This is a genomic window from Streptosporangium brasiliense, from assembly GCF_030811595.1.
GTDB lineage: Bacteria > Actinomycetota > Actinomycetes > Streptosporangiales > Streptosporangiaceae > Streptosporangium > Streptosporangium brasiliense.
In genome coordinates this window covers 38,819-58,248 of sequence record NZ_JAUSRB010000002.1, presented here as the reverse complement: position 1 = coordinate 58,248, position 19,430 = coordinate 38,819, and the positions used below count along the sequence as shown (strand labels likewise).

Here is a 19,430-nt window from a genome sequence, read left to right as displayed (position 1 = left end):
CGTATCTCCGGCAAGCCAGGTGATTAATAATGGAGTACATCATTAGTCGCGGCACGACGAAAGAGTCAAGAGGGGATGCCATGGAAGGTGTCGGGGGTGACCTCCAGAGGTTGCGCCAGCTGAATTCGCTCGCCAGCCTGCACGCGTTACGCGGTTCGCCGCCGCTCACGCTCGCCGAGCTCGCGCGGCGCACCGGCCTGTCCCGGGCCTCGATCAACGAGGTGATGGCGGACCTGATGGACCGGGGGTGGGTGGCGGAGGTGCCCCCCGCCTCCGGTGCCATGGGCCGGCCAGCGCGCAGGTACCGGTTCCGCTCGGACGCCGGATACGTGCTCGGTCTGGACATCGGCGTCGACAAGGTGCGCGCGGCCATCACGGACCTGAACGGCGAGGTGATCGCCGGCGGGCGCACGGCCGTGGGGGCGGAGACGCCCAGACAGGAACGGCTGGACGCCGTGGACCGGGCCATAGCGGCGTGCCTGGCCATGTCGAACGTGCCGGTGGCGGACATCTGGGCGATCACGGCCGGCACCGTCGGCGTGGTGGATCTGGAGGGCCGGGTGACCACGGTCTACGCGATCCCCGACTGGGCGGGGGTGGACCTCCCCGGGCATCTGGGCAGGACGTTCGGGCAGCCGGTGCTCGTCGCCAACGACAGCAAGCTCGCCGCCCTCGCCGAGCAGCGGCTCGGGGTGGCGCGCGAGGTACGCGACCTCGTCTACCTGCACGCGGGGCGCAGGCCCGGCGCGGCGATGATCGTCGACGGCAAACTCCACCGGGGCTTCAGCGGCGCGTCGGGCGAGGTCGGGCTGCTGGACGCGGTGCGCTGGATCCACATGGCGGAACACCTCGAACGATGTCCCGGGTTCGCGGGGCATCCGCCGGACCAGATCGCGGGCCTGGTGTTCGAGGCGGCACGCGCGGGCGATCCCGCGGCCCTCGACGCGGTCGGGCGATATGTGGCCGACCTCGCGATCGGGGCGGCGGCCCTGATCCTCACCCTGGACCCCGAACTGGTCGTCCTGGGCGGTGGTTTCTCCCGCTCGGGTGACGTGCTGCTGCAGCCGCTGCGCCGGGCACTGGAGCCGTTGTGCCTGCGCATGCCCGAGATCCGGCTGTCGAGCCTCGGTGAGGACTCGGTGGTGCTGGGAGCCGCCTGCCTGGCCATCGACCACGTGAACCGGCTCCTGCTCTCGGCCGACGACCCCCTGCTCGCGCTCAGCGCGCCGAGGGCGGTCACGTGAGGCGGCCGCTGCCGTGGCCCGGCTGCCGCAACGCCCGTGACCTCGGAGACCTGCCGGGAATCCGGGACCGCGCGCTGATCCGGTCGGAGGGCCACGAACGACTCACGGCGGAGGGCCGGCGGGCGCTGCTGGCCTACGGCGTCAGCCGGGTGATCGACCTGCGTCTGCCCGCCGAGTGCGAGCGGCTGCCCAGCCCGTTCGCCCGTTCTCCCGTGTACCGCAACGTGTCGGTGCTCGGCCCGCGGGACATCCTCCTCGCCGGCATGGGCGCCGACCTCGCCGAGATCTACCGGGTGATCCTCGACGACTTCGCCGCGTACGTCACCTCGGCCGTGGCGGCAATCGCCCAGGCCCCGCCGGGCGGGGTGGTCGTTCACTGCCACTCCGGACGGGATCGCACGGGCCTCGTCACGGCTCTCGCCCTCAGGGTCGCCGGGGTGTCCCGCACGCTCGTCGCCGAGGACTACGCGCTCACCGCGGCCCATCTCGGGCTTGAGGAGGACGCGGACGACACGGCCCGCGCGCACTTCGAGCAGACCCGGCCGGAGACGATGCTGGCCACGCTGGAGCACCTGGACAGCCGGTACGGCGGCGCGCTGCCGTACCTTCTCGGCCACGGGATGCGGGAGGCCGAGGGGCGCGCTCTTAAAGGACGTATTTGTGCGGACCTATTGACGTGAAGACCGTCATCTCCATACTTGCGATGTAGACCATCGAAAGTATGGCATTGCCGCCTCGTGGCGGATACTTGCGTGCACCCCCCTGGAGGTTCCCATGGCCCGACGTCTGTCGTGCCTGATCACCGGCGCAGTGGTCGCCACCACCATGCTCAGCGGTTGTGGTGGCGGCGGCACGGACGGTGGCGGCCCCGTCGAGATCTCCTACGGCATCTGGGACCTCGAGCAGCAACCGGCCCTGGAGCAGGCGGCGGCCGAGTTCAGCAAGCGCAACCCCGATGTCAAGGTCAAGATCCAGGTCACGGGCTGGGACGAGTACTGGGCCAAGCTCAAGGCCGCGGCGACCGGCGGCGCGGCGCCCGATGTCTTCTGGATGAACGGCCCCAACTTCAAGCTCTACGCCTCCAACGGCATGCTGCTCCCGCTGGCGGACAGGATCGCCGCCGAAAAGGTGGACATGTCGGTCTTCCCGAAGTCTCTGGTGGACCTCTACACCTATGAGGGCAAGTCCTACGGCCTTCCCAAGGACTTCGACACGATCGGCCTCTGGTACAACAAGAAGCTGTTCGACGCGGCCGGTCTGAAATACCCGGACGAGTCGTGGACCTGGGACGACCTGCGGGCCGCGGCGAAGAAACTGACGAAGGCGGACAAGAGCGTCCAGGGGATCGCGGCGGAGCTCAACAACCAGGCCACCTTCTACAACACCATCGCCCAGGCCGGCGGCTACGCCCTCTCCCCGGACGGCACCACATCCGGCTACGACCAGCCCGCCACCATCGAGGGGCTGAAGTTCTGGACCGACCTCATCAAGGACGGCCTGTCCCCCACGCAGCAGCAGATGACCGACAGCAAGCCGGTCGAGATGTTCGAGTCGGGCAAGGTCGCGATGTACTACTCGGGCAGCTGGTACGCGACCCGGTTCAACAAGAACACCGCCACCAAGGACACGATCGACGTGGCCCCGCTGCCCGCCGGCAGGAAACGGGCGGTCGTCACCCACGGCGGCGCCAACGTGGTCTTCGCCAAGTCGGAGCACGCGGACGCCGCATGGAAGTTCGTCCGCTTCCTCGGCTCCAAGGACGCCGCCGACATCATCGGCCGCTCCGGTGCGGTCATCCCCGCCTACGCCGGAACCCAGCAGGCGTGGATCGACTCGGCTCCGCAGTTCCACCTGAAAATCTTCATCGACCAGCTCGCGGTCTCCGTCCCCTATCCCAGCTCCAAGAACACCGCCGGATGGATGGACGAGGAGCCGAAGTACCTGTCCAAGGCCTGGACCGGTGAGGTCGGCATCGAGGAGGCCGCCAAGGACCTCGCGGCGAAGATGAACGCCTCGCTCGCCCAGGAAAAGTGACCTCGTCGATGACGGCGCACGCTTCCGCCGAGGCCGCTCCAAGCCTGGAGGGCCCTGCTCCCGGCTCGGAGGGCCCCTCGGGGTGGCGCGCGTTCAGCGGACGCCGCCGCAGCGAAGCCCTCTGGGGTCTGCTCATGATCGCCCCTCTGGGGCTGGGGCTCGCGGTCTTCTACCTGTGGCCCATCGCGCAGACGTTCTACTTCGGGTTCACCGAGTGGGGGCCGTTCGGCGGCAGCGAGTGGACGGGCCTGGCCAACTACGAACGCCTCCTCGCGGACGAGGAGGTCTGGACCGCCCTGCGCAACAGCATCGCCTACACCGCTCTGGTGCTCCTGGGCGTCCCCGTCGCCATCGTGTTCGCGGCGCTGCTGAACCAGCGCCGGCTGCGCGGCCGCGGGATCTTCCGCACGGTGTACTTCCTGCCGGTGGTCACCATGCCGAGCGCGGTCGCGATGCTCTGGCAGTATCTGTACAACGGCGACTTCGGCGTGCTGAACCAGCTACTGGCCCTGGTCGGCGTCGACGGCCCCTCGTGGGTGTCCGATCCCCGCACCGCGATCTACGCACTAGCCGCGATCGGTGTGTGGATGGCCTTCGGCTACAACCTCGTGATCCTGATGGCCGGGCTGCAGAACGTGCCGAAACAACTCTACGAGGCCTCCGCCATCGACGGGGCCGGCCCGGTCCGCCAGTTCGTCTCCATCACCGTGCCGATGCTCAGCCCGACCATCTTCTTCGTCTCGGTCATCTCGGTGATCGGCACGCTGCAGATGTTCGACCTGGTCTATCTGATGATGCCGGCGGGCAGCCCGGCGCTGCCGGCCACCCAGACGATCGTGCATCTCTTCTACTCCACGTCCTTCGTGCGGAACGACCCGGGGTACGGCGCGGCCATAGCCTTCGTGCTCTTCGTCGTGATCGCGCTGCTGACCGCGGTGCAGTTCCGGATCCAGCGCAGGTGGGTGCACTATGTATAGCCGCCGGTGGGCGCTGGCCGCCTCCTACGCCGTCCTCCTCGTGGGTGCGCTCCTCGTCGTCGGCCCCTTCGTCTGGCAGGCCCTGACCTCGGTCAAGTCCTTCCAGGACTCGGTCCGCATCCCGCCGGTGGTGCTGCCGTCCCCGTGGGACTGGTCAGGCTACGCCCGTGTCTTCGAGGTGATGCCGCTCGGCCGCCAGTTCGTCAACACCGTGCTGATGGCGGGCGGGCGCACCATCGCCCAGCTGATCTTCTGCTCGCTGGCGGCCTTCGCCTTCGCCCGGCTGGAGTTTCCCGGACGCCGGTTCTTCTTCGGGCTGTTCCTCGTGGTGCTGATGGTGCCGTCGCAGCTGTTCGTCATCCCCCAGTTCCTCATCATGCAGCAGCTGGGCTGGCTCAACACGATCCAGGCTCTGATCGTGCCGGGCATGTTCAGTGCCTTCGGCACATTCCTGCTCCGCCAATTCTTCGTCGGCCTGCCCCGGGAGCTGGACGAGGCGGCCGAGCTGGACGGGTGCGGGCCGCTTCAGAGGTACTGGCGCATCCTGCTGCCGCTGAGCAGGCCGGGGCTGATCGCGCTCGCCGTGCTCACCCTGCTGTGGTCGTGGAACGACCTCATGTGGCCGCTCATCGTCAACACCGACCCCGAGATGATGACCCTCTCCGCAGGCCTGGCGGCGCTCAGCGGCCAGCACAACATCGAGTACCCCGCGCTCATGGCGGGTTCGCTGATGGCCACCGCCCCGGTGATCGTCATCTTCGCGATCCTGCAGAAACAGGTCATCGAAGGCATCGCCAACACCGGCGGCAAATCCTGATCATCGGTCCCCCTCCTCCCCCAAGGGCGATGTGTGATGTCAAAAACCCCCCAATTCATCACATTCATTGTTATTTCCCTCTTATCGGTGCTGGCCGTACAACCCGCACCGGCTCAGGCCGCCGTGGCCGTCAGACCGAAGATCATGCAGTTCAACCTGGCCGGCGGAGAGTGGTGGAAGGGCACGAAGACCCCTGCCGTCAACGCGATCGCCACCACCGCGCGGCAGGTCCGGCCCGATGTGATCACACTCAACGAGATCTGCCGCGACCAGTACGAAGCCCTGCGGAACATGTTGAAACCCGCCGACGGCAACGGCTGGCAGATAACCGGGTGGGACTTCCACGCCGAGGCCGACAGCCTGAAGTACACCCGCTGCCTGGGCCTCAAGGGGACAAGTGAACCCTGCTACGCCGCGGGCACCTGCCACCTGGCGGTCGGTTCGGCCATCCTGACCCGCCTGAACGCGAGCGACCGGAAGCTGTGGGACCTGCCGGGTTTCATCCGCGGCGACGGCGCCGAGTACAAGATGCTCTGCGTCAAGACCTGGCTGCCGGTCGAAGCCTCACCGGCGCGCAACCAGTACTCCCAGGTCTGCGTCACGCATCTGGATCCCGTCGGCGGAGTCGTGGACCCGGCCAGGATGGTGGGCGGCTGGAGCTCGTTCTGCCTGCCGAAGACCGCGACCTGGCCAGGGGAGGACATCCGGCACTGCCAGGCGAGCGTGATCCGCGCCCGGCTCGAGGAGAACATGATGATCCCGGACGCCAACGGGCGCTACGCGCCCCTGCTGGTCGCGGGAGATCTGAACCAGCGGCTGGACGAGGTCGCCTTCACCTCCTACCCGGAGGTCCAGCAGCGTGCCGCCCAGGTCACCCCCGGCCGCCGCTACTTCGGTTTCTCCGACTTCCAGCTGCCCGGAACGGTTCCCCTGAAGTTCCACTACCGGGAGGCGGGGGCGGCCACCGACCCGTGGACCTTCTGCAGTGTCCCCGGTGTTCCCACGGACGCCCTGCCGCCGGTCGACGTCTCCTGCCGGCTCGACTACACCCCCGTGAAACTCGACCACGTCGTGTACCAGACCGAGTACTGGCACACCCCCACGGGCCAGGCGACGACCATGTACCGCACCCCTGGCGACAGTTCCTCCGGTCTGCTCTCCGACCACCGACGTTACGACGCCCAGCTGACCTGGCAGCCGCTCCCGCCACTGAGCTGACGAGCGCCTTCCCGACAGGCTGACGCGACCTCCGACACGAGCGCATCCCCGACAGGCTGACGCAACCCCCAACAGAGGAGAACATGTGCGCACCCCCCTCCGTCGCAGGATCGCAACGGCAGCGTGCCTTGCCCTGACGGCACTCGTCGCGGCCCAGCCGGGCATGGCACAGGCCCAGCCGCGCGAAGATCCCGTGGACGTCCAGCTGTTGTCCATCACCGACTTCCACGGCTACCTGCAACCGCTGAACGACGCGGCCAACGGCACCGTCAAGGACGCCCAGGGCAACAGCATCGTGGTCGGCGGCGCCGCCTACGTCGCCACCCACCTGAACAACCTCAGAGCCGGCCACCGCAACTCCATCACCTTCTCCACCGGCGACAACTTCAGCGGCTGGCCCACCGAGGTCGCCTACCACGCCGACGAACCCACCATCGAGTTCCTCAACCGGATCGGCGTGGACTTCACCACGGTCGGCAACCACGAACTCGACATCTCCCTGGAGTTCCTGCGCGACCACATGGGCAAGGGCCACTGCTTCGGCCAGATCGACCTCGACAGCTGCTTCACCGACTCCAGCGGCCGCCGCTTCCACGGCGCCGACTTCGCCATCTCCACCGCCAACATCACCCGCAAGGGCTCCGACCGGCCGCTCCTGCAGCCCTACGTCATCAAACACGTCACCGCCGGCCACCGGCAGATCCCGGTCGGCTTCATCAACCTGACCACCCCCACCACCGTCACCGGCTCGACCTCCTACCAGCCGCAACTGGACAACCTCGCCCTGGTGCAGACCGCCAACCGCTACGCCGCCGAACTACGCCGCCGGGGCGTGAAAGCGATCGTGGCCAACATCCACGAAGGCGGCACCGCCGGCGACGTCTACGACCGGTGCACCACCAACCCCACCGGACCGGTCTTCGACTTCGCCAAGGCCGCCTCCCCCGACATCGACGCGATCGTCACCGGGCACTGGCACGCCCTGTTCAACTGCTCGCTGCCCGACCCGGACGGCAACCCCCGCCCGGTGGTCGAGGCGGCCAACCACGGACGGCTGATCAACGAGATCAACCTGAAGCTCGACCCGCGCACCGGGGAGGTCATCCGCTCGGCCACCACCTCGGTCAACCACCCCGTCACCCGGGACGTCACCCCCGACCCCGAGATGGTCAAGCTGGTCGACCACTGGAAGAGCCGCGGCGCGCAGACCTACGCCCGGCCGGTCGCCACGATCAGCGCCGACATCACCCGGGTCCGCGACGCCGACGGCGAGAGCGCCCTGGGCAACCTCGCCGCCGACGCCCAGTACGCCGACTCCCGGCGCACCCCCGGCGGCGGCGCCGACCTGGCGATGGTCGCCGTCGCACCGGCCAAGGGCTCGGCCTCCCTCCGCGGCGACCTGCGCCACGCCAAGGGCGCCGACCCCGCCGACCGCGACGGCACCGTGCTGTTCGGCGAGGCCTGGGCGGCCTTCGGCTACGCCAACCCCGTGCTCACCGTGTCGGTCACCGGCACCCAGCTCGACCAGGCGCTGGAACAGCAGTGGCAGGCCCAGCCCAACGGCTCCACACGCTTCGCCCCGCTGGCCGTCTCGGACAACGTCCGCTACTCCTACGACGCCACCCGGCCGATCGGCGAGCGGGTCGACCCCGCGGACGTGCTGATCAACGGCCGGCCGCTGCAGACCGACCGGACCTACCGGCTCGCCGCCCTGGCCTACACCCTGATCGGCGCCGACGGCTACACCGCGTTCACCGGCTACACCGACGCCGTGCGCGGCAGCCGCGACTACGAGGCCTTCCGCACCTATCTCGCCGGCCACGAGACGGTGACGCCACCGGCCCTCGACCGCGCCACCGCCCTCCACTGAGGCCGCCACGAGGATTCCCGGGTCGGCCTGGGAATCCTCGTTCCCGGGCGGCCGGTCCGATCGGAGGACACCGGCCATGTGACAGGTGCCGGTCACTGCCCGGGTACGGGGCCGGCTCCCGTACCCGGGCAGCCGGATTCACCGCTCGGGGGCCAGCCGGTCGGCGGCCTGCTCGATGGCCGTGCTCACCCGGTCGGCCAGCAGGCCGACCGCGCCGACCGCCCTGGCCACCGGGTCGTCCCCGGCGCCGCCGAGTGCCCGCTCGCGCAGGTAGGCCGCCTTCACCTCGGCCCACCGGCCGGCCTGCTCGGCCGTCATGGTGCCCCGCAGCTCGGCCAGCTTGAGCAGGTTGGCCTCGGCGCCGGAGGTGAGGGTCCGGGCCTCGCCGAGGTAATGGTCGTCGATCACCGCCTCCAGTTCGGCGTCGTTCATGACCGGGACGACCCTGGCGGCGAGCTTGTTCATGTTCCGGTAGGACCCCTGCAGCAGGAACGGCGGTTCGGTCCTGGACGCGTCGGACTGGGCGGCCGAGGCGATGTAGGCCCGGTTGCCGGCCAGCACGACCCGCTGGAGGCGCAGCAGCCCGCGCAGGACCGAGAGCACCTCGCCGAGCTCCACGGAGGAGTACGGATGGGACAGCCGGTCGGCCCGGACGGACGGGTCGCCCTGCGCCAGCCGTACCAGCAGGCGGATGTCGCCCCGATCCCGGGTGGACAGCGGTGCGAGGACGGGGTTGGAGGTCAGCGCGTTGTCGATGTAGCTCAGCGCGAACAGCTCCTCCCTGCCGGACAGCACCTCACCGAGGTTCCACACGTCGGCGCGGTTGGCGAGCATGTCGGGGACGCGGAAGCGTTGACCGGACTCGGTGTACGGGTTGCCCGCCATGCAGACCGCGAAGCGCTTGCCGCGCAGGTCGTAGGTGCGGGCCTCGCCGTCCCAGACGCCCTCCATCCGCCGCTGGCCGTCGCACAGCGAGACGAACTTCTGCAGCAGCTCGGGGGAGGTGTGCTGGATGTCGTCGAGGTAGAGCAGGACGTTGTTGCCCATCTCCAGGGCGAACGAGATCTTCTCGACCTCCTGGCGGGCCGCCGCGTCGGGCGCCCGCTCCGGGTCGACCGAGGTGACCAGATGCCCCAGGGCGGGACCGTTGACCTTCACGAACATCAGGCCGAGCCGGTTGGCCACGTACTCCATGAGGGTGGTCTTGCCGTAGCCGGGCGGCGAGATGAGCAGCAGCATGCCCATCTGGTCGGTCCGTCTGGCGTCACCGGCCGCGCCGATCTGCCTGGCCAGGTTGTCGCCGATGAGCGGGAGGTAGACCTCGTCAAGGAGTTCGTTACGGACGAAGGCGCTCATCACCTTCGGCCGGTACTCCTCCAGGCGCAGACGCGCCCGTTCCGCGGCGACCAGATCGTTGCGTCGCCTCTGGTAGGCCCGGTAGGCGGGGACGCGGTGCTCACGGAAGTGCCGGGTCCGGCCGAGGAACTCGTCCAGCCGCAGGCCGAGCCTGCGCTCGGTGATCCGCGGATGCGTGCCGAGCAGGCCCTCGACCGTGGTGGTCAGGGCCGCCGAGGAGTCGTGCCGGGGCACCTCGCACAGCCGTACGGCCACCGCCTCCGGCAGCTCGGCCGACCGCTCGAACGCCCCGAGCCACGCCTCGGCCAGCCGGTACCGCCCGGCGAGGTCGTCCCCGAGCGCCCGCAGGTCGTCGTCGAACTCCTGACGCGACGTCCCCAGCGCCCGATCGAACCGCTCCAGCAGCGACCGCGCCCCCGCGCTCGTCACGAACCCGGGCGGTCCGCCGGCCAGCTCCTCGAAGAGGTATTCCCCGGCGAGTTCGAAGACCTCTTCGTCGTCCCGCCCGACCGCGCTCGCCCGGCCCCCGTTCTCGCCCCGGTTCTCGTCCCCGGGCGAGTGGCCGGTACGGGCCGCAGCGCCCGCCGCCCGGCCGCCTCCGGTGGTCGCACCCGCGGCCCGGCCGCCTCCGGCCGCCGTGCCCCACGTCCCGTCGCCGAGGAGGTCCCGCATGAAGGCAGAGACGGCCGAGCCCAGCGCGCCGCGGGTCTCCTCCACCGAGTCCACCCGGCCGAACAGGGTGCGCGCCCGCGCCAGCGAGACCGCCCGGGTGGTCCACGCCGCGCGGGAGGACTCGTCCGCGCCGAAGGTCCAGAAGAGCTGGGCCGCGGCCCTCGCCGCCGGGGGATAGCGCAGCAGGCCCGCGCCCGCGCGCAGGCGCAGCAGGGCGTCGAGGATCGCGGCGGCGTCGTGGTCGTGGACGCCCCGCTCGTAGCCCTCGTCGTAACGGGTCTCGGCCACCCGGCGGACGATCTCCAGCAGTCCGTCCTCGGCCACCGCCGCCCCGTGCAGCGCGTCGAGGGAGAGGGCCGCCCCGTCCACGCTCAGCGTGCCTGCCTCGGCGGCGGCCAGGACGGAGGCGGCCAGGTGCTCGCCCCGGTAGACCTCGGCCGTCTCCGAGACCAGCGACTGGTCCCAGAACGGCAGGGTCCCGGCGAAGGTCTCGTCGCGCACCGGCGAGCGGTAGTCGGTCCCGGTGACGGCGAAGGCCATCCCGCCCTTGTACGGCACCAGCGTGAGGTCGGCCGCCTGGGTGTTGACCGCGAACCGGTGCCGTCCCAGGCGGATCGTCTCGCCGCCGTCGGCATACAGGTCGAGCCGGTCGCGCAGGGCGCGGCCCGCCTCCTGCCGGGCGGATTTGACCCGGCCTTCGAGCTCCTCGGCCCGGACCTGGTCGCCCAGCGCGCGCAGCTCCCCGGCCACGCCGCGCAGCTTGACGACCATCGGATCGGAGCCGAAGTAGGTGTTGACCTCGTCGAGCGATCCGAGCCCGGCCGCCCGGCGGCGCACGCCGGTCAGGATCCTGGCGGCGGATTCGGCCAGCCGGTCGGCTCTGCGGGCGCGCTCGTCCAGCAGCGCCTGCCGCCGCGAGGAGAACGCCTCGTAGACATCCTCCCGCTTGGCCGCCAGCTGGGCCAGGAAGTCGTCGAACTCGGCGAAGCGCGACTCCAGGCCCTCCAGCTGGAGCATCAGTCGGCCGAGCTGTCCGTCGCAGCGCTCGGGGGTGTCGGCCGTCGCCAGCGCCCCGGTGATCGCCTGCCCCAGCAACGCGAACTCGGCCGCGAACGCCGCCCGTCCCTCGCCGGCCAGCAGCTCCGCGCGCCGCGCGTCCAGCGTGGCGCGGGCGCGGTTGAGCCCGCCGAGCACCTCGCCGACCCGCTCCAGGATCGCGGTCCGCGCGGTCGCGTCGGCGATGTCGAGCGTGCCGACCACCTCGACCACGACCTCCAGGCCCTGCGCCTGCCCGGCCAGCCGCTCGCCGATCGGCTCGGCCTCGGCCACGGTCGCGATGGCCCCGGCGTCGGAGACCAGCCGCTCGACCTCCGCGTGGTAGCCCGCGAACGCGTCTTCTCCCCGCAGGAAGTCGGCCGCCCGCCGCGCGGCGGCGTCGAGTTCGGCGTCGAGCTCCGCGCCCAGCCCGTCGACCCGGCCGGTGTCCACGTGACGCAGCTCGCGCAGGGTCACCAGATGCCCCCGGGCCCGCCGCAGCCCGGCGAGGTGGGTGATCCATTCCTGGGCGGAACGGGGCGCCTGCGCGTGCGCCCGCCGTACCAGGGAGGTGATCTGTCCGGCGGCGGCCTCCAGCGCGGCCGCGGCCTGCTCGGTGAGCGACCGGACCTTCTCGAACTCCTCCAGCACCTGCTCGGCGGTCGCCCGTACCTCGGCGAGCGGTCCGCGCAGCCCGTGCTCGCCCAGCCAGTGATAGTGGTCGAAGGTCCGGGCGCAGGCCGCGATCAGCGCTTCGAAGACCGGGGCCGACGGCGCCATCTCCTCGACCATCCGAGCCGTCGACAGGCAGTCGGAGATCCCGCGCACCAGTTCCGCGTTGCCGATCCGCTCCAGCGGTCCGGTACCCGCCGGCTGGGCGGCGGCGTGGACGTCCGACACGTACGGCGTCTGCCAGACCTGCATCGGGTGGACCCGGGAGGGCTCGTCGGAGGCCGCCTTGAACAGGATCAGCGTGCCGTCGTCGAACAGCGAGTAGCCGTGGCAGGACAGGGGTGTGGAGACCTGCTTGCGGATCACGTTGTACGGCAGCAGCAGCGACCGGCCCTCGGCGCCGCCGTGGAAGACGTAGAGCACGTCCTCGCCGTTGGCCGAGCGGATGACCCGCTCGAACTCCAGGCCGGAGACGTCGGTGTCGAAGGTCTTGCCGACCCCGGTGGACAGGTGGTAGCCGCCGGGGAAGACGATCCCCTGGTCCTCGGGGAGGCGCCGGCAGGCCTGGCCGATGCCGTCGAGGCGGACCACGCCCTTGGTCCTGGTGTTGAAGACCAGGTGCCGCCACTCGGTCTCGTTGTAGGGCCGGATGCGCAGCAGGATCAGCGGGCCGATCCTGGCATGGTGCACGTCGGCGTCGGCGAGGCTCTGCAGCGGCTCGGCGACCGGCTCGCGGTAGACGCCCTCACCGGTCTCGGTGTTGTCCTCGATCTTGATGGTGAGGTCGCCGCCGACGGTCTCGACGAACACCTCGCCCTGGATCGAGATGTGCGGGTGGCGGCCGAGCACGTGGTCGTCGCGGGTGGCCGGCATCCACTCGAAGTCGTGCGAGGGCGGGAACACGTTGTCGCGCTCGCCCCGGTCGTCGATGTAGGTGAGCGCACCGTCCGTCTCGACCCGCCAGCGCAGCACGCGGGTGTCCTGCGGGCCCGTCTGGAAAACGGCCAGCATCTTGTCCTCGACCCGGCGCAGCCGGAGCAGCCGGGTTCCCCGGTAGTAGCGGTAGAGCTCGGCGAAGTCCCGCTCGAACTGCGGATGGCGGGGCAGCGGTGCGGGGTCGAACCGGAACGCGCCGGTGTCCGGGCCGCCTCCGGATCCCGTCGTGTCCCGCACGAACGTGTGCATGGAGAAGACGTCGCCGACGGCCGTCTCGGGCTTCAGCCCCATGAACACGTTGTAGCCGAACAGGATGAGCCCCTGCCGGTGGTCGTGCCCGCCCGCCGGCCCGTCTCCCGACCCCTCGCGCGGGCCCGTGGCCCCGCCGAGCGCCACGATGTCGCGGGGGACGCAGTTGTTCTCGGTGCGGATCCGCTCGGTGCCGACGAGCCGGAGCTCGGTCCCGCCGAAGACCTCGATGCGCCGGGTGTTGAGCGCGTCGGCCCGCCGGGCCAGCTCGGCCGCCTGCTCGGCGAGCCGGGCGCGGAGCACCTCGTAGGTGCCCGCGTCCAGCCCGGCGTGGCCGTCCGGAGCGTCGACGGCCCCTGCCGCATCCCCAGCCACGGCCTCTGTCACGGCCTCTGTCACGGGGGCCGTCACCGCGTGCCGGAGTCGAGGGCGGCGACCTGGGCGTCAGAGGGGACCGGGGGAGCGGCGGTCTCCTGCGCGGCGCCCAGCAGGTCACGCAGCCTGTCCGCGTCGGCCCCGCCCGAATTGATCAGCTTCACCAGCAGGGCGGAGAGGGAGAGGTCACGCACGTCGGCGGTGCCGAGTGAGCCCAGCATCCTGGTCAGGTCGGTGGGCAGGCTCTGCGAGCCGTTCAGGTACGGCCCGGCCAGCGCCTGGGTGACGTCGGAGTGCCGCACGAAGCCGTCCACGGTCTTGCCCATGGTGATCGAGCTCATCAGCCGGTCGAAGAACACGCTGTCGCCGCCGACGATGTCGATGTTGGCCTTGGCCAGCCCCGCCGACAGCACGGCCGCCTGCGCCTCGGCGACCTTGAGCTGGACATCCACCCCGGCGAGACGGATCTCCTTGTCCGCCTCCAGCCGCAGCCGGTACTCCTCGTGGGCGCGGGTCGCGTCGTCCAGCGCGGCCATCGCCGCCGCCTTCTGGGTCAGGCCCTCCGCCTCGGCCTTGAGCTTCTCGCCGACGGCCGAGGCGGCCGCGAGGGCCATGGCCTGCTCGCCCTCGGCCTCGGCCTTGAGCCGCTCCCGCACGCCCACCGCCGCGGCGAGCGCCCTGGCCTGCTCGCCCTCGGCCAGCGCCAGCGCCTTCTCCCGCTCGACCGCGGCCTCGGCCCGGCCGACCTGCTCGATCGCCGCGGCGTCCCGCTCGCGCACCTGAACCTCGGCCAGGCCGGCCGCGGCCGCCTCGGCCTGCACGCCCTCGGCCAGGCGGATCTTGGCGCGGGCGTCGAGCTCGGCGGCCTGCTGCCGCGACTCGGCCAGCACCAGCGCCTCGCGCGCCCTGTGCCGGGACGCCGCCTCGGCCGCCTCGGCCGCCTTGATGTCCTTGACCAGGCTCTCCTGAGCCTCGGCCTCGGCCTGGATGATCACGGCCTGGCGGGTCCGCTCGGCCTCCTCGACCACGCGCAGGCGCTTGATGTTCTCCTCCTGCTCGGCGACCGTCTTCTCCACCGCGATCCGCTCCCGGATCACCTCGGCGATGGAGCGCTTCTCACCTTCGAGCTCCTTGTCCTTGGCGATGCGCGACAGCTCGGTCTCCCGCTCGCGGGAGATCACCTCCAGCATGCGGTCCTTCTCGATCCGCTCGGACTCGATGGCGATCACCCGCTCGCGGTTCTTCGCCGCCACGGCGATCTCGCGGGCCTGGTTCTCGTGCTGGATGCCGAGCTGCTCGTCGGTGCGCAGACCGGCGGCCAGCGCCTTGAGCCGCTCCTCGGCCTGCACCTTGGCGACCTCCGCCTCCTCGCGGGCGCGCATGGTCTCGACCTCGCGCCGCTGCTTGGCCTCCGCGTCGGCCTGGCGGCGCTCCAGTTCGAGGATGGCCTCGCGCGCGTCCACGTTCTGGCGGGTGATCTCCTTCTCCTCGTGCCGCTGGAACTCGTTGGTCCGCACGTGCTCGATCGCGGTCAGCTCGGTGATCTTCCTGATGCCTTGCGCGTCGAGGATGTTGTTCTTGTCGAGGGAGAGCAGCGAGGTCTGCTCCAGGTAGTCGATGGCCGCGTCCTCAAGGCTGTAGCCGTTCAGGTCGGTGCCGATGACCTGGATGATCTGGTCGCGGAAGTGGTCGCGCTGGGTGTAGAGGTCGACGAAGTCGAGCTGCTTGCCGACGGTCTTGAGCGCCTCGGAGAACTTGGCGTTGAACAGCTCCTGCAGCGTCTCCTGGTCGCTGGCCCGGGCGGTGCCGATGGCCTGGGCGACCTTGACGACGTCCTCGGCGGTCTTGTTGACCCGGACGAAGAAGGTGATCCGGATGTCGGCCCGGATGTTGTCCCGGCAGATCAGGCCCTCGCGGCCGGTCCGTTCGATCTCGATGGTCTTCACCGAGATGTCCATGATCTCGGACCTGTGGAACACGGGCAGCACGATCGCCCCGGTGAAGGTGACGTCCACCGAGTTGATTTTGGAGACGATCAGCGCCTTGCCCTGCTCGACCTTGTTGAACAGGCGGCCGGCGGCGAACAGCAGACCGATGACGATGAGGAGGATGACGGCGAGGAGGATGCCGAATCCGGTGGATATGACGTCCATGTGGTCCTTCGGCTAAATAGGACGGTCAGGGTCGAGTTCCGCGTCGTACGGCATCACCCAGAAGAACTCGCCCGCGGAGTCGTAGGCGAATATCAGGGCGGTGTCGCCGGCGTCGAAAGCGTCGTCGCCGGTCTGCCTGACTTGAACGAGAGCGGAAGAACCGTCCGGGGCGGTGGCCTCGGCCTGGCCGAAGGCCGCGTCCACCCGGCCTGTGCGGATGACGCATGTCCGGCCCACGAAATCGGCGCGGGAGGGTCCGCGCCCCCTCCGGGCGGCGCGGCGCAGCGGCCGCACGGCCAGGCGGGCGCCGGCCCAGGCGCAGACGAGCGCCGCGACCAGCACGCCGGTCAGCGCGGGGACGCCGCTGAACAGCACGCCGCCGGCCAGGCTCACGGACCACCCGATGACGGCCAGCAGTGACACGGTCACCACGGCCGGCACCCCGCCCAGCCCGAGACCTCCCAGGAGCCCGCCGGATCCGGCGGGCTCCGTCCCGCCGTCACCGTCGGACCCGGCGCCGCCGAACACGACGAGCAGCCAGTAACCGATGATCACCACGAGCGGGAATGTGAACAGAACAGTCGGAAAAGCTAATGCGGCATCGACAAAATGGCCCATTGACGTGCGATATCCCCCTGCGGGTGTGCCCAATGGCGCTCCCCCGAGCGCATGTGCCTGACTACTTACACATAAAGATTGGGTAAAGGGGATAGTTCCCGGCTCATGAAGAATGCTGGAAAAAATTTCAGCGGGCCGGGGGCTCCGGGCCCGCGGCGGCGCTCCGGGCCCGCGGCGGCAGGAGAGAGGGGGAGGAGGTCAGGCGGGCCGAGTGATCATGTAAGCCAGGCCGACGAGGATCACGACGGGGATGAGCCACACGATCGCCTCGATGGCGAATTCCTTGTACATGACATGCCTCCAGAGCGGTGACCGGCGAGGAGCGCGAGGAATCCGACGATAGCGGCTGCCCCGCCCGACGGCCAGGATCCGGCGCCACGGCCCGCCGGGCGCGAGACGGCCGCCGGGGAAGGACAGCCATCCGGGAAGGACAGCCACCCGGGAAGGACAGCCATCCAGGAAGGACGGCCGCCCGGCAGGGGGGCGTCTGGGAGGGGCGGTCGCCTACGGGAAGGACGGCCGCTCGGGAAGGACAGCCATCCGGGAAGGACGGCCGTCTGGGGAGGGCGGTCGCCTGGGAGCGCCTAGGAGGGGGAGGCCGCGCCGACCACCACGGGGGTGTCCGGGCCGGGCCCCTCGACCACGTCCGCGACCACGCAGGTGATGTTGTCGGGGCCGCCGGCCTCGCAGGCGAGCTCGATGAGCTGCCGGGTCACCGCGTCGAGGTCGTCGATCTCGGCGAGCACGTGCCGGAGCCGGTCGGCGTCGACCACCCCGGACAGGCCGTCGGAGCAGAGCAGGTAACGGTCGCCGACCTCGGCGTCGCGCAGGGAGAGGTCGGGGTCGACGTTCTCGCCGCCGTCCAGGACCTGGAGCAGGATCGACCGGTGCGGGTGCCGGGCGGCCTCCTCGGCGGTGATCCGCCCGTCGTCCATCAACGTCTGGACCAGGGTGTGGTCGTAGGTGATCTGGTAGAGATCGCCGTTGCGGAGCAGGTAGGCGCGGGAATCGCCGATATGGGCCAGGGCGACCCTCGGCCCGTCCCAGAGCATCAGGGTCAGCGTGGTGCCCATGCCGGTGAGGCTCGGGTCCTGCTCGACCAGTTCGCGCAGGCGCTGGTTGGCCCTGCGGACCCCGGCCTCGGCCGCGGCGACCAGGTCCTCGGGGGTCTCATGGTCCAGGCCGGCCACCGTGGCGATCGCCGCCGAGCTGGCGACCTCCCCACCCACGTGGCCGCCCATCCCGTCGGCGACGGCGAGCAGTCGGGCGCCGGCGTAGGCCGCGTCCTCGTTGCCCTGGCGGACCCGGCCGACATCGGAGCCAGCCGCATAGCGAAGTGTGATCATCTGCACACCACTGGGACGTCGAGTTGCACGAGTGAGTCGCTTTCGAGCAGTTGGGACGGGCATGGGGCGAACCGAGTTGTTCCACAATCCACTGAACACCATGGTGACGCAAGCGGCCTGGGGAAGTGTTGCCACATCTGTTGACAGCTGCGGCGGCGCGTAAGCTGTTGCGACGGCCCGCGCGACGCGGGGCTCCCCACCCTACGCACGGCTAGGAGACCAGGAAATGACCGCGATCATCCAGGAGGCGGCACGGCGCCGCACGTTCGCGGTGATCAGCCACCCCGACGCCGGTAAGTCGACCATGACCGAGGCGCTGGCGCTGCACGCCTCGGCGATCACCGAGGCCGGCGCCGTGCACGGCAAGTCCGGCCGCCGCGGTGTGACCTCCGACTGGATGGACATGGAGAAGGCCCGAGGCATCTCCATCACCTCCGCCGCTCTCCGGTTCGAATACCGGGGCCACATGTTCAACCTGGTCGACACCCCCGGCCACGCCGACTTCTCCGAGGACACCTACCGTGTGCTGGCCGCCGTCGACTGCGCGGTCATGCTACTCGACGCGGCCAAGGGCATGGAGCCGCAGACCCTGAAGCTGTTCGAGGTCTGCCGGCACCGCCGGATCCCGGTCATCACGTTCGTCAACAAGTGGGACCGGCCCGGCCGCGAGGCGCTGGAGCTGCTGGACGAGATCCAGGAGAAGACCGGTCTGCGGCCCACCCCGCTCACCTGGCCGATCGGCACCGGCGGTTTCTTCCACGGCGTGGTGGACCGCGTCGTCGACCAGGCGGTCCGCTACACCCGCACCCCCGGCGGTGCCACCAAGGCCATCGAGACGGAGCTCACCCCCGACCAGGCCCTCGCCGAGCTGGGCGAAGACTGGGAGCGCGCCAAGGACGAGGTCGACCTGCTGTCGGCGATCGGGTCCGACCACGACCAGAAGGCGTTCGAGGCGCACGAGTCCACCCCCGTGCTCTTCGGCGCCGCCCTGAACAACTTCGGCGTCGGCCGCCTGCTGGACGCCATGGTCGACGTCGCGCCCGCGCCCGCGCCCCGCCCCGACGTGAAGGACGACCCCCGCCCGCTGGACAAGCCGTTCTCCGGCCTGGTCTTCAAGGTGCAGGCCAACATGGACCCCTCGCACCGCGACCGGATCGCCTTCGTCCGGGTCTGCTCGGGCCGGTTCGAGCGGGGCATGGTGCTGACCCACGCGGCGACCGGGCGTCCCTTCGCCACCAAATACGCCCAGTCGGTCTTCGGCCAGGAGCGTGCCACGATCGAGGAGGCCTTCCCCGGAGACGTGGTCGGCCTGGTGAACGCCACGGCCCTGCGCCCCGGCGACACCCTCTACGACGGCTCGGCGGTCGAGTTCCCGAGGATCCCGAGCTTCGCGCCCGAGCACTTCTGGACGGCCCGCTGCCGCGACTCCAGCCGGGCCAAGCAGTTCCGCAAGGGCATCGAGCAGATGGAGGCCGAGGGCGTCGTCCAGGTCCTCCGCTCCGACATCCGGGGTGACCAGTCGCCGGTGCTCGCGGCGGTCGGCCCGATGCAGTTCGACGTGGTCAAGCACCGGCTCGCCGGCGAGTTCAACACCGAGATCGCGATGGACCGGCTCGACTTCAGCCTGGCCCGGATCACCGACGCCGAGTCCGCGCCGGTCCTGGCCCGCCAGCGCGGCGTGGAGGTCTTCACCCGGGCGATCGACGGGGAGCTGCTGGCGCTGTTCACCGACGAGTGGCGGATGCGCGGCGTGCTGCGCGATCACCCCGGCCTGGTGCTCAAGGCGCTGCTCGCCGACACCCGCGGCTGACCGTCCGGTACGGCCCGCGCCGGGTTCTCCGGTATGGCCCGCGCCGGG

The 19,430-nt window shown here is 70.5% G+C and carries 12 protein-coding genes; 8 read left to right on the top strand and 4 right to left on the bottom strand.

Annotated elements, in window-relative coordinates; translation table 11 throughout:
- Window positions 1-110: 110 nt before the first annotated feature.
- The 7 genes from J2S55_RS08835 (at window position 111) to J2S55_RS08805 (ending at window position 8,160) form a co-directional block, all read left to right on the top strand.
- Complete coding sequence (locus tag J2S55_RS08835) at window positions 111-1,244, top strand: ROK family transcriptional regulator (RefSeq protein WP_306858633.1); 1,134 nt, start codon at window positions 111-113, stop codon at window positions 1,242-1,244.
- A complete protein-coding gene (locus tag J2S55_RS08830) occupies window positions 1,241-1,924 on the top strand; it encodes a tyrosine-protein phosphatase (RefSeq protein WP_306858632.1) in 684 nt (227 codons plus the stop codon). Before J2S55_RS08835 ends, J2S55_RS08830 begins: the two co-directional genes overlap by 4 nt.
- 94 nt (window positions 1,925-2,018) lie before the next feature.
- Window positions 2,019-3,278 (top strand): ABC transporter substrate-binding protein, encoded by a 1,260-nt coding sequence (locus J2S55_RS08825; protein ID WP_306858631.1) that lies wholly within the window; start codon window positions 2,019-2,021, stop codon window positions 3,276-3,278.
- Window positions 3,279-3,412: 134 nt separating this feature from the next.
- Complete coding sequence (locus J2S55_RS08820; RefSeq protein WP_306858630.1) at window positions 3,413-4,255, top strand: carbohydrate ABC transporter permease; 843 nt, start codon at window positions 3,413-3,415, stop codon at window positions 4,253-4,255.
- Entirely contained in the window at window positions 4,248-5,072 is an 825-nt protein-coding gene (locus tag J2S55_RS08815) for a carbohydrate ABC transporter permease (RefSeq protein WP_306858629.1), read from the top strand. The genes J2S55_RS08820 and J2S55_RS08815 overlap by 8 nt, the downstream gene beginning before the upstream one ends.
- Window positions 5,073-5,159: 87 nt before the next feature.
- On the top strand, window positions 5,160-6,290 hold the full coding sequence (locus tag J2S55_RS08810) for an endonuclease/exonuclease/phosphatase family protein (protein WP_306858628.1): 1,131 nt from the start codon (window positions 5,160-5,162) through the stop codon (window positions 6,288-6,290).
- Between the two features lie 85 nt (window positions 6,291-6,375).
- Window positions 6,376-8,160, top strand: coding sequence for a bifunctional metallophosphatase/5'-nucleotidase (locus tag J2S55_RS08805; protein WP_306858627.1), 1,785 nt, complete (start codon window positions 6,376-6,378; stop codon window positions 8,158-8,160).
- A gap of 138 nt (window positions 8,161-8,298) precedes the next feature.
- Here the strand turns inward: J2S55_RS08805 and J2S55_RS08800 are convergent, their stop codons facing one another.
- The 4 genes from J2S55_RS08800 to J2S55_RS08785 form a co-directional block, all read right to left on the bottom strand.
- A complete protein-coding gene (locus tag J2S55_RS08800) occupies window positions 8,299-13,479 on the bottom strand; it encodes a DNA repair ATPase (RefSeq protein WP_370879610.1) in 5,181 nt (1,726 codons plus the stop codon).
- An 8-nt stretch (window positions 13,480-13,487) separates the two neighbouring features.
- A complete protein-coding gene (locus tag J2S55_RS08795; protein ID WP_306858625.1) occupies window positions 13,488-15,608 on the bottom strand; it encodes an SPFH domain-containing protein in 2,121 nt (706 codons plus the stop codon).
- Window positions 15,609-15,620: 12 nt separating this feature from the next.
- Window positions 15,621-16,166 carry a hypothetical protein gene (locus tag J2S55_RS08790; protein ID WP_306858624.1) on the bottom strand — a complete coding sequence of 182 codons (546 nt, stop codon included), beginning with the start codon at window positions 16,164-16,166 and terminating at the stop codon, window positions 15,621-15,623.
- Window positions 16,167-16,810: 644 nt separating this feature from the next.
- Window positions 16,811-17,572 (bottom strand): PP2C family protein-serine/threonine phosphatase, encoded by a 762-nt coding sequence (locus tag J2S55_RS08785; protein WP_306858623.1) that lies wholly within the window; start codon window positions 17,570-17,572, stop codon window positions 16,811-16,813.
- 226 nt (window positions 17,573-17,798) lie between these two features.
- Between J2S55_RS08785 and J2S55_RS08780 the strand changes: the two genes are divergently transcribed.
- The gene (locus J2S55_RS08780) at window positions 17,799-19,382 is read left to right on the top strand and encodes a peptide chain release factor 3 (protein WP_306858622.1); all 1,584 of its coding nucleotides are present in this window, start codon (window positions 17,799-17,801) and stop codon (window positions 19,380-19,382) included.
- The last annotated feature ends 48 nt before the right edge of the window (window positions 19,383-19,430 follow it).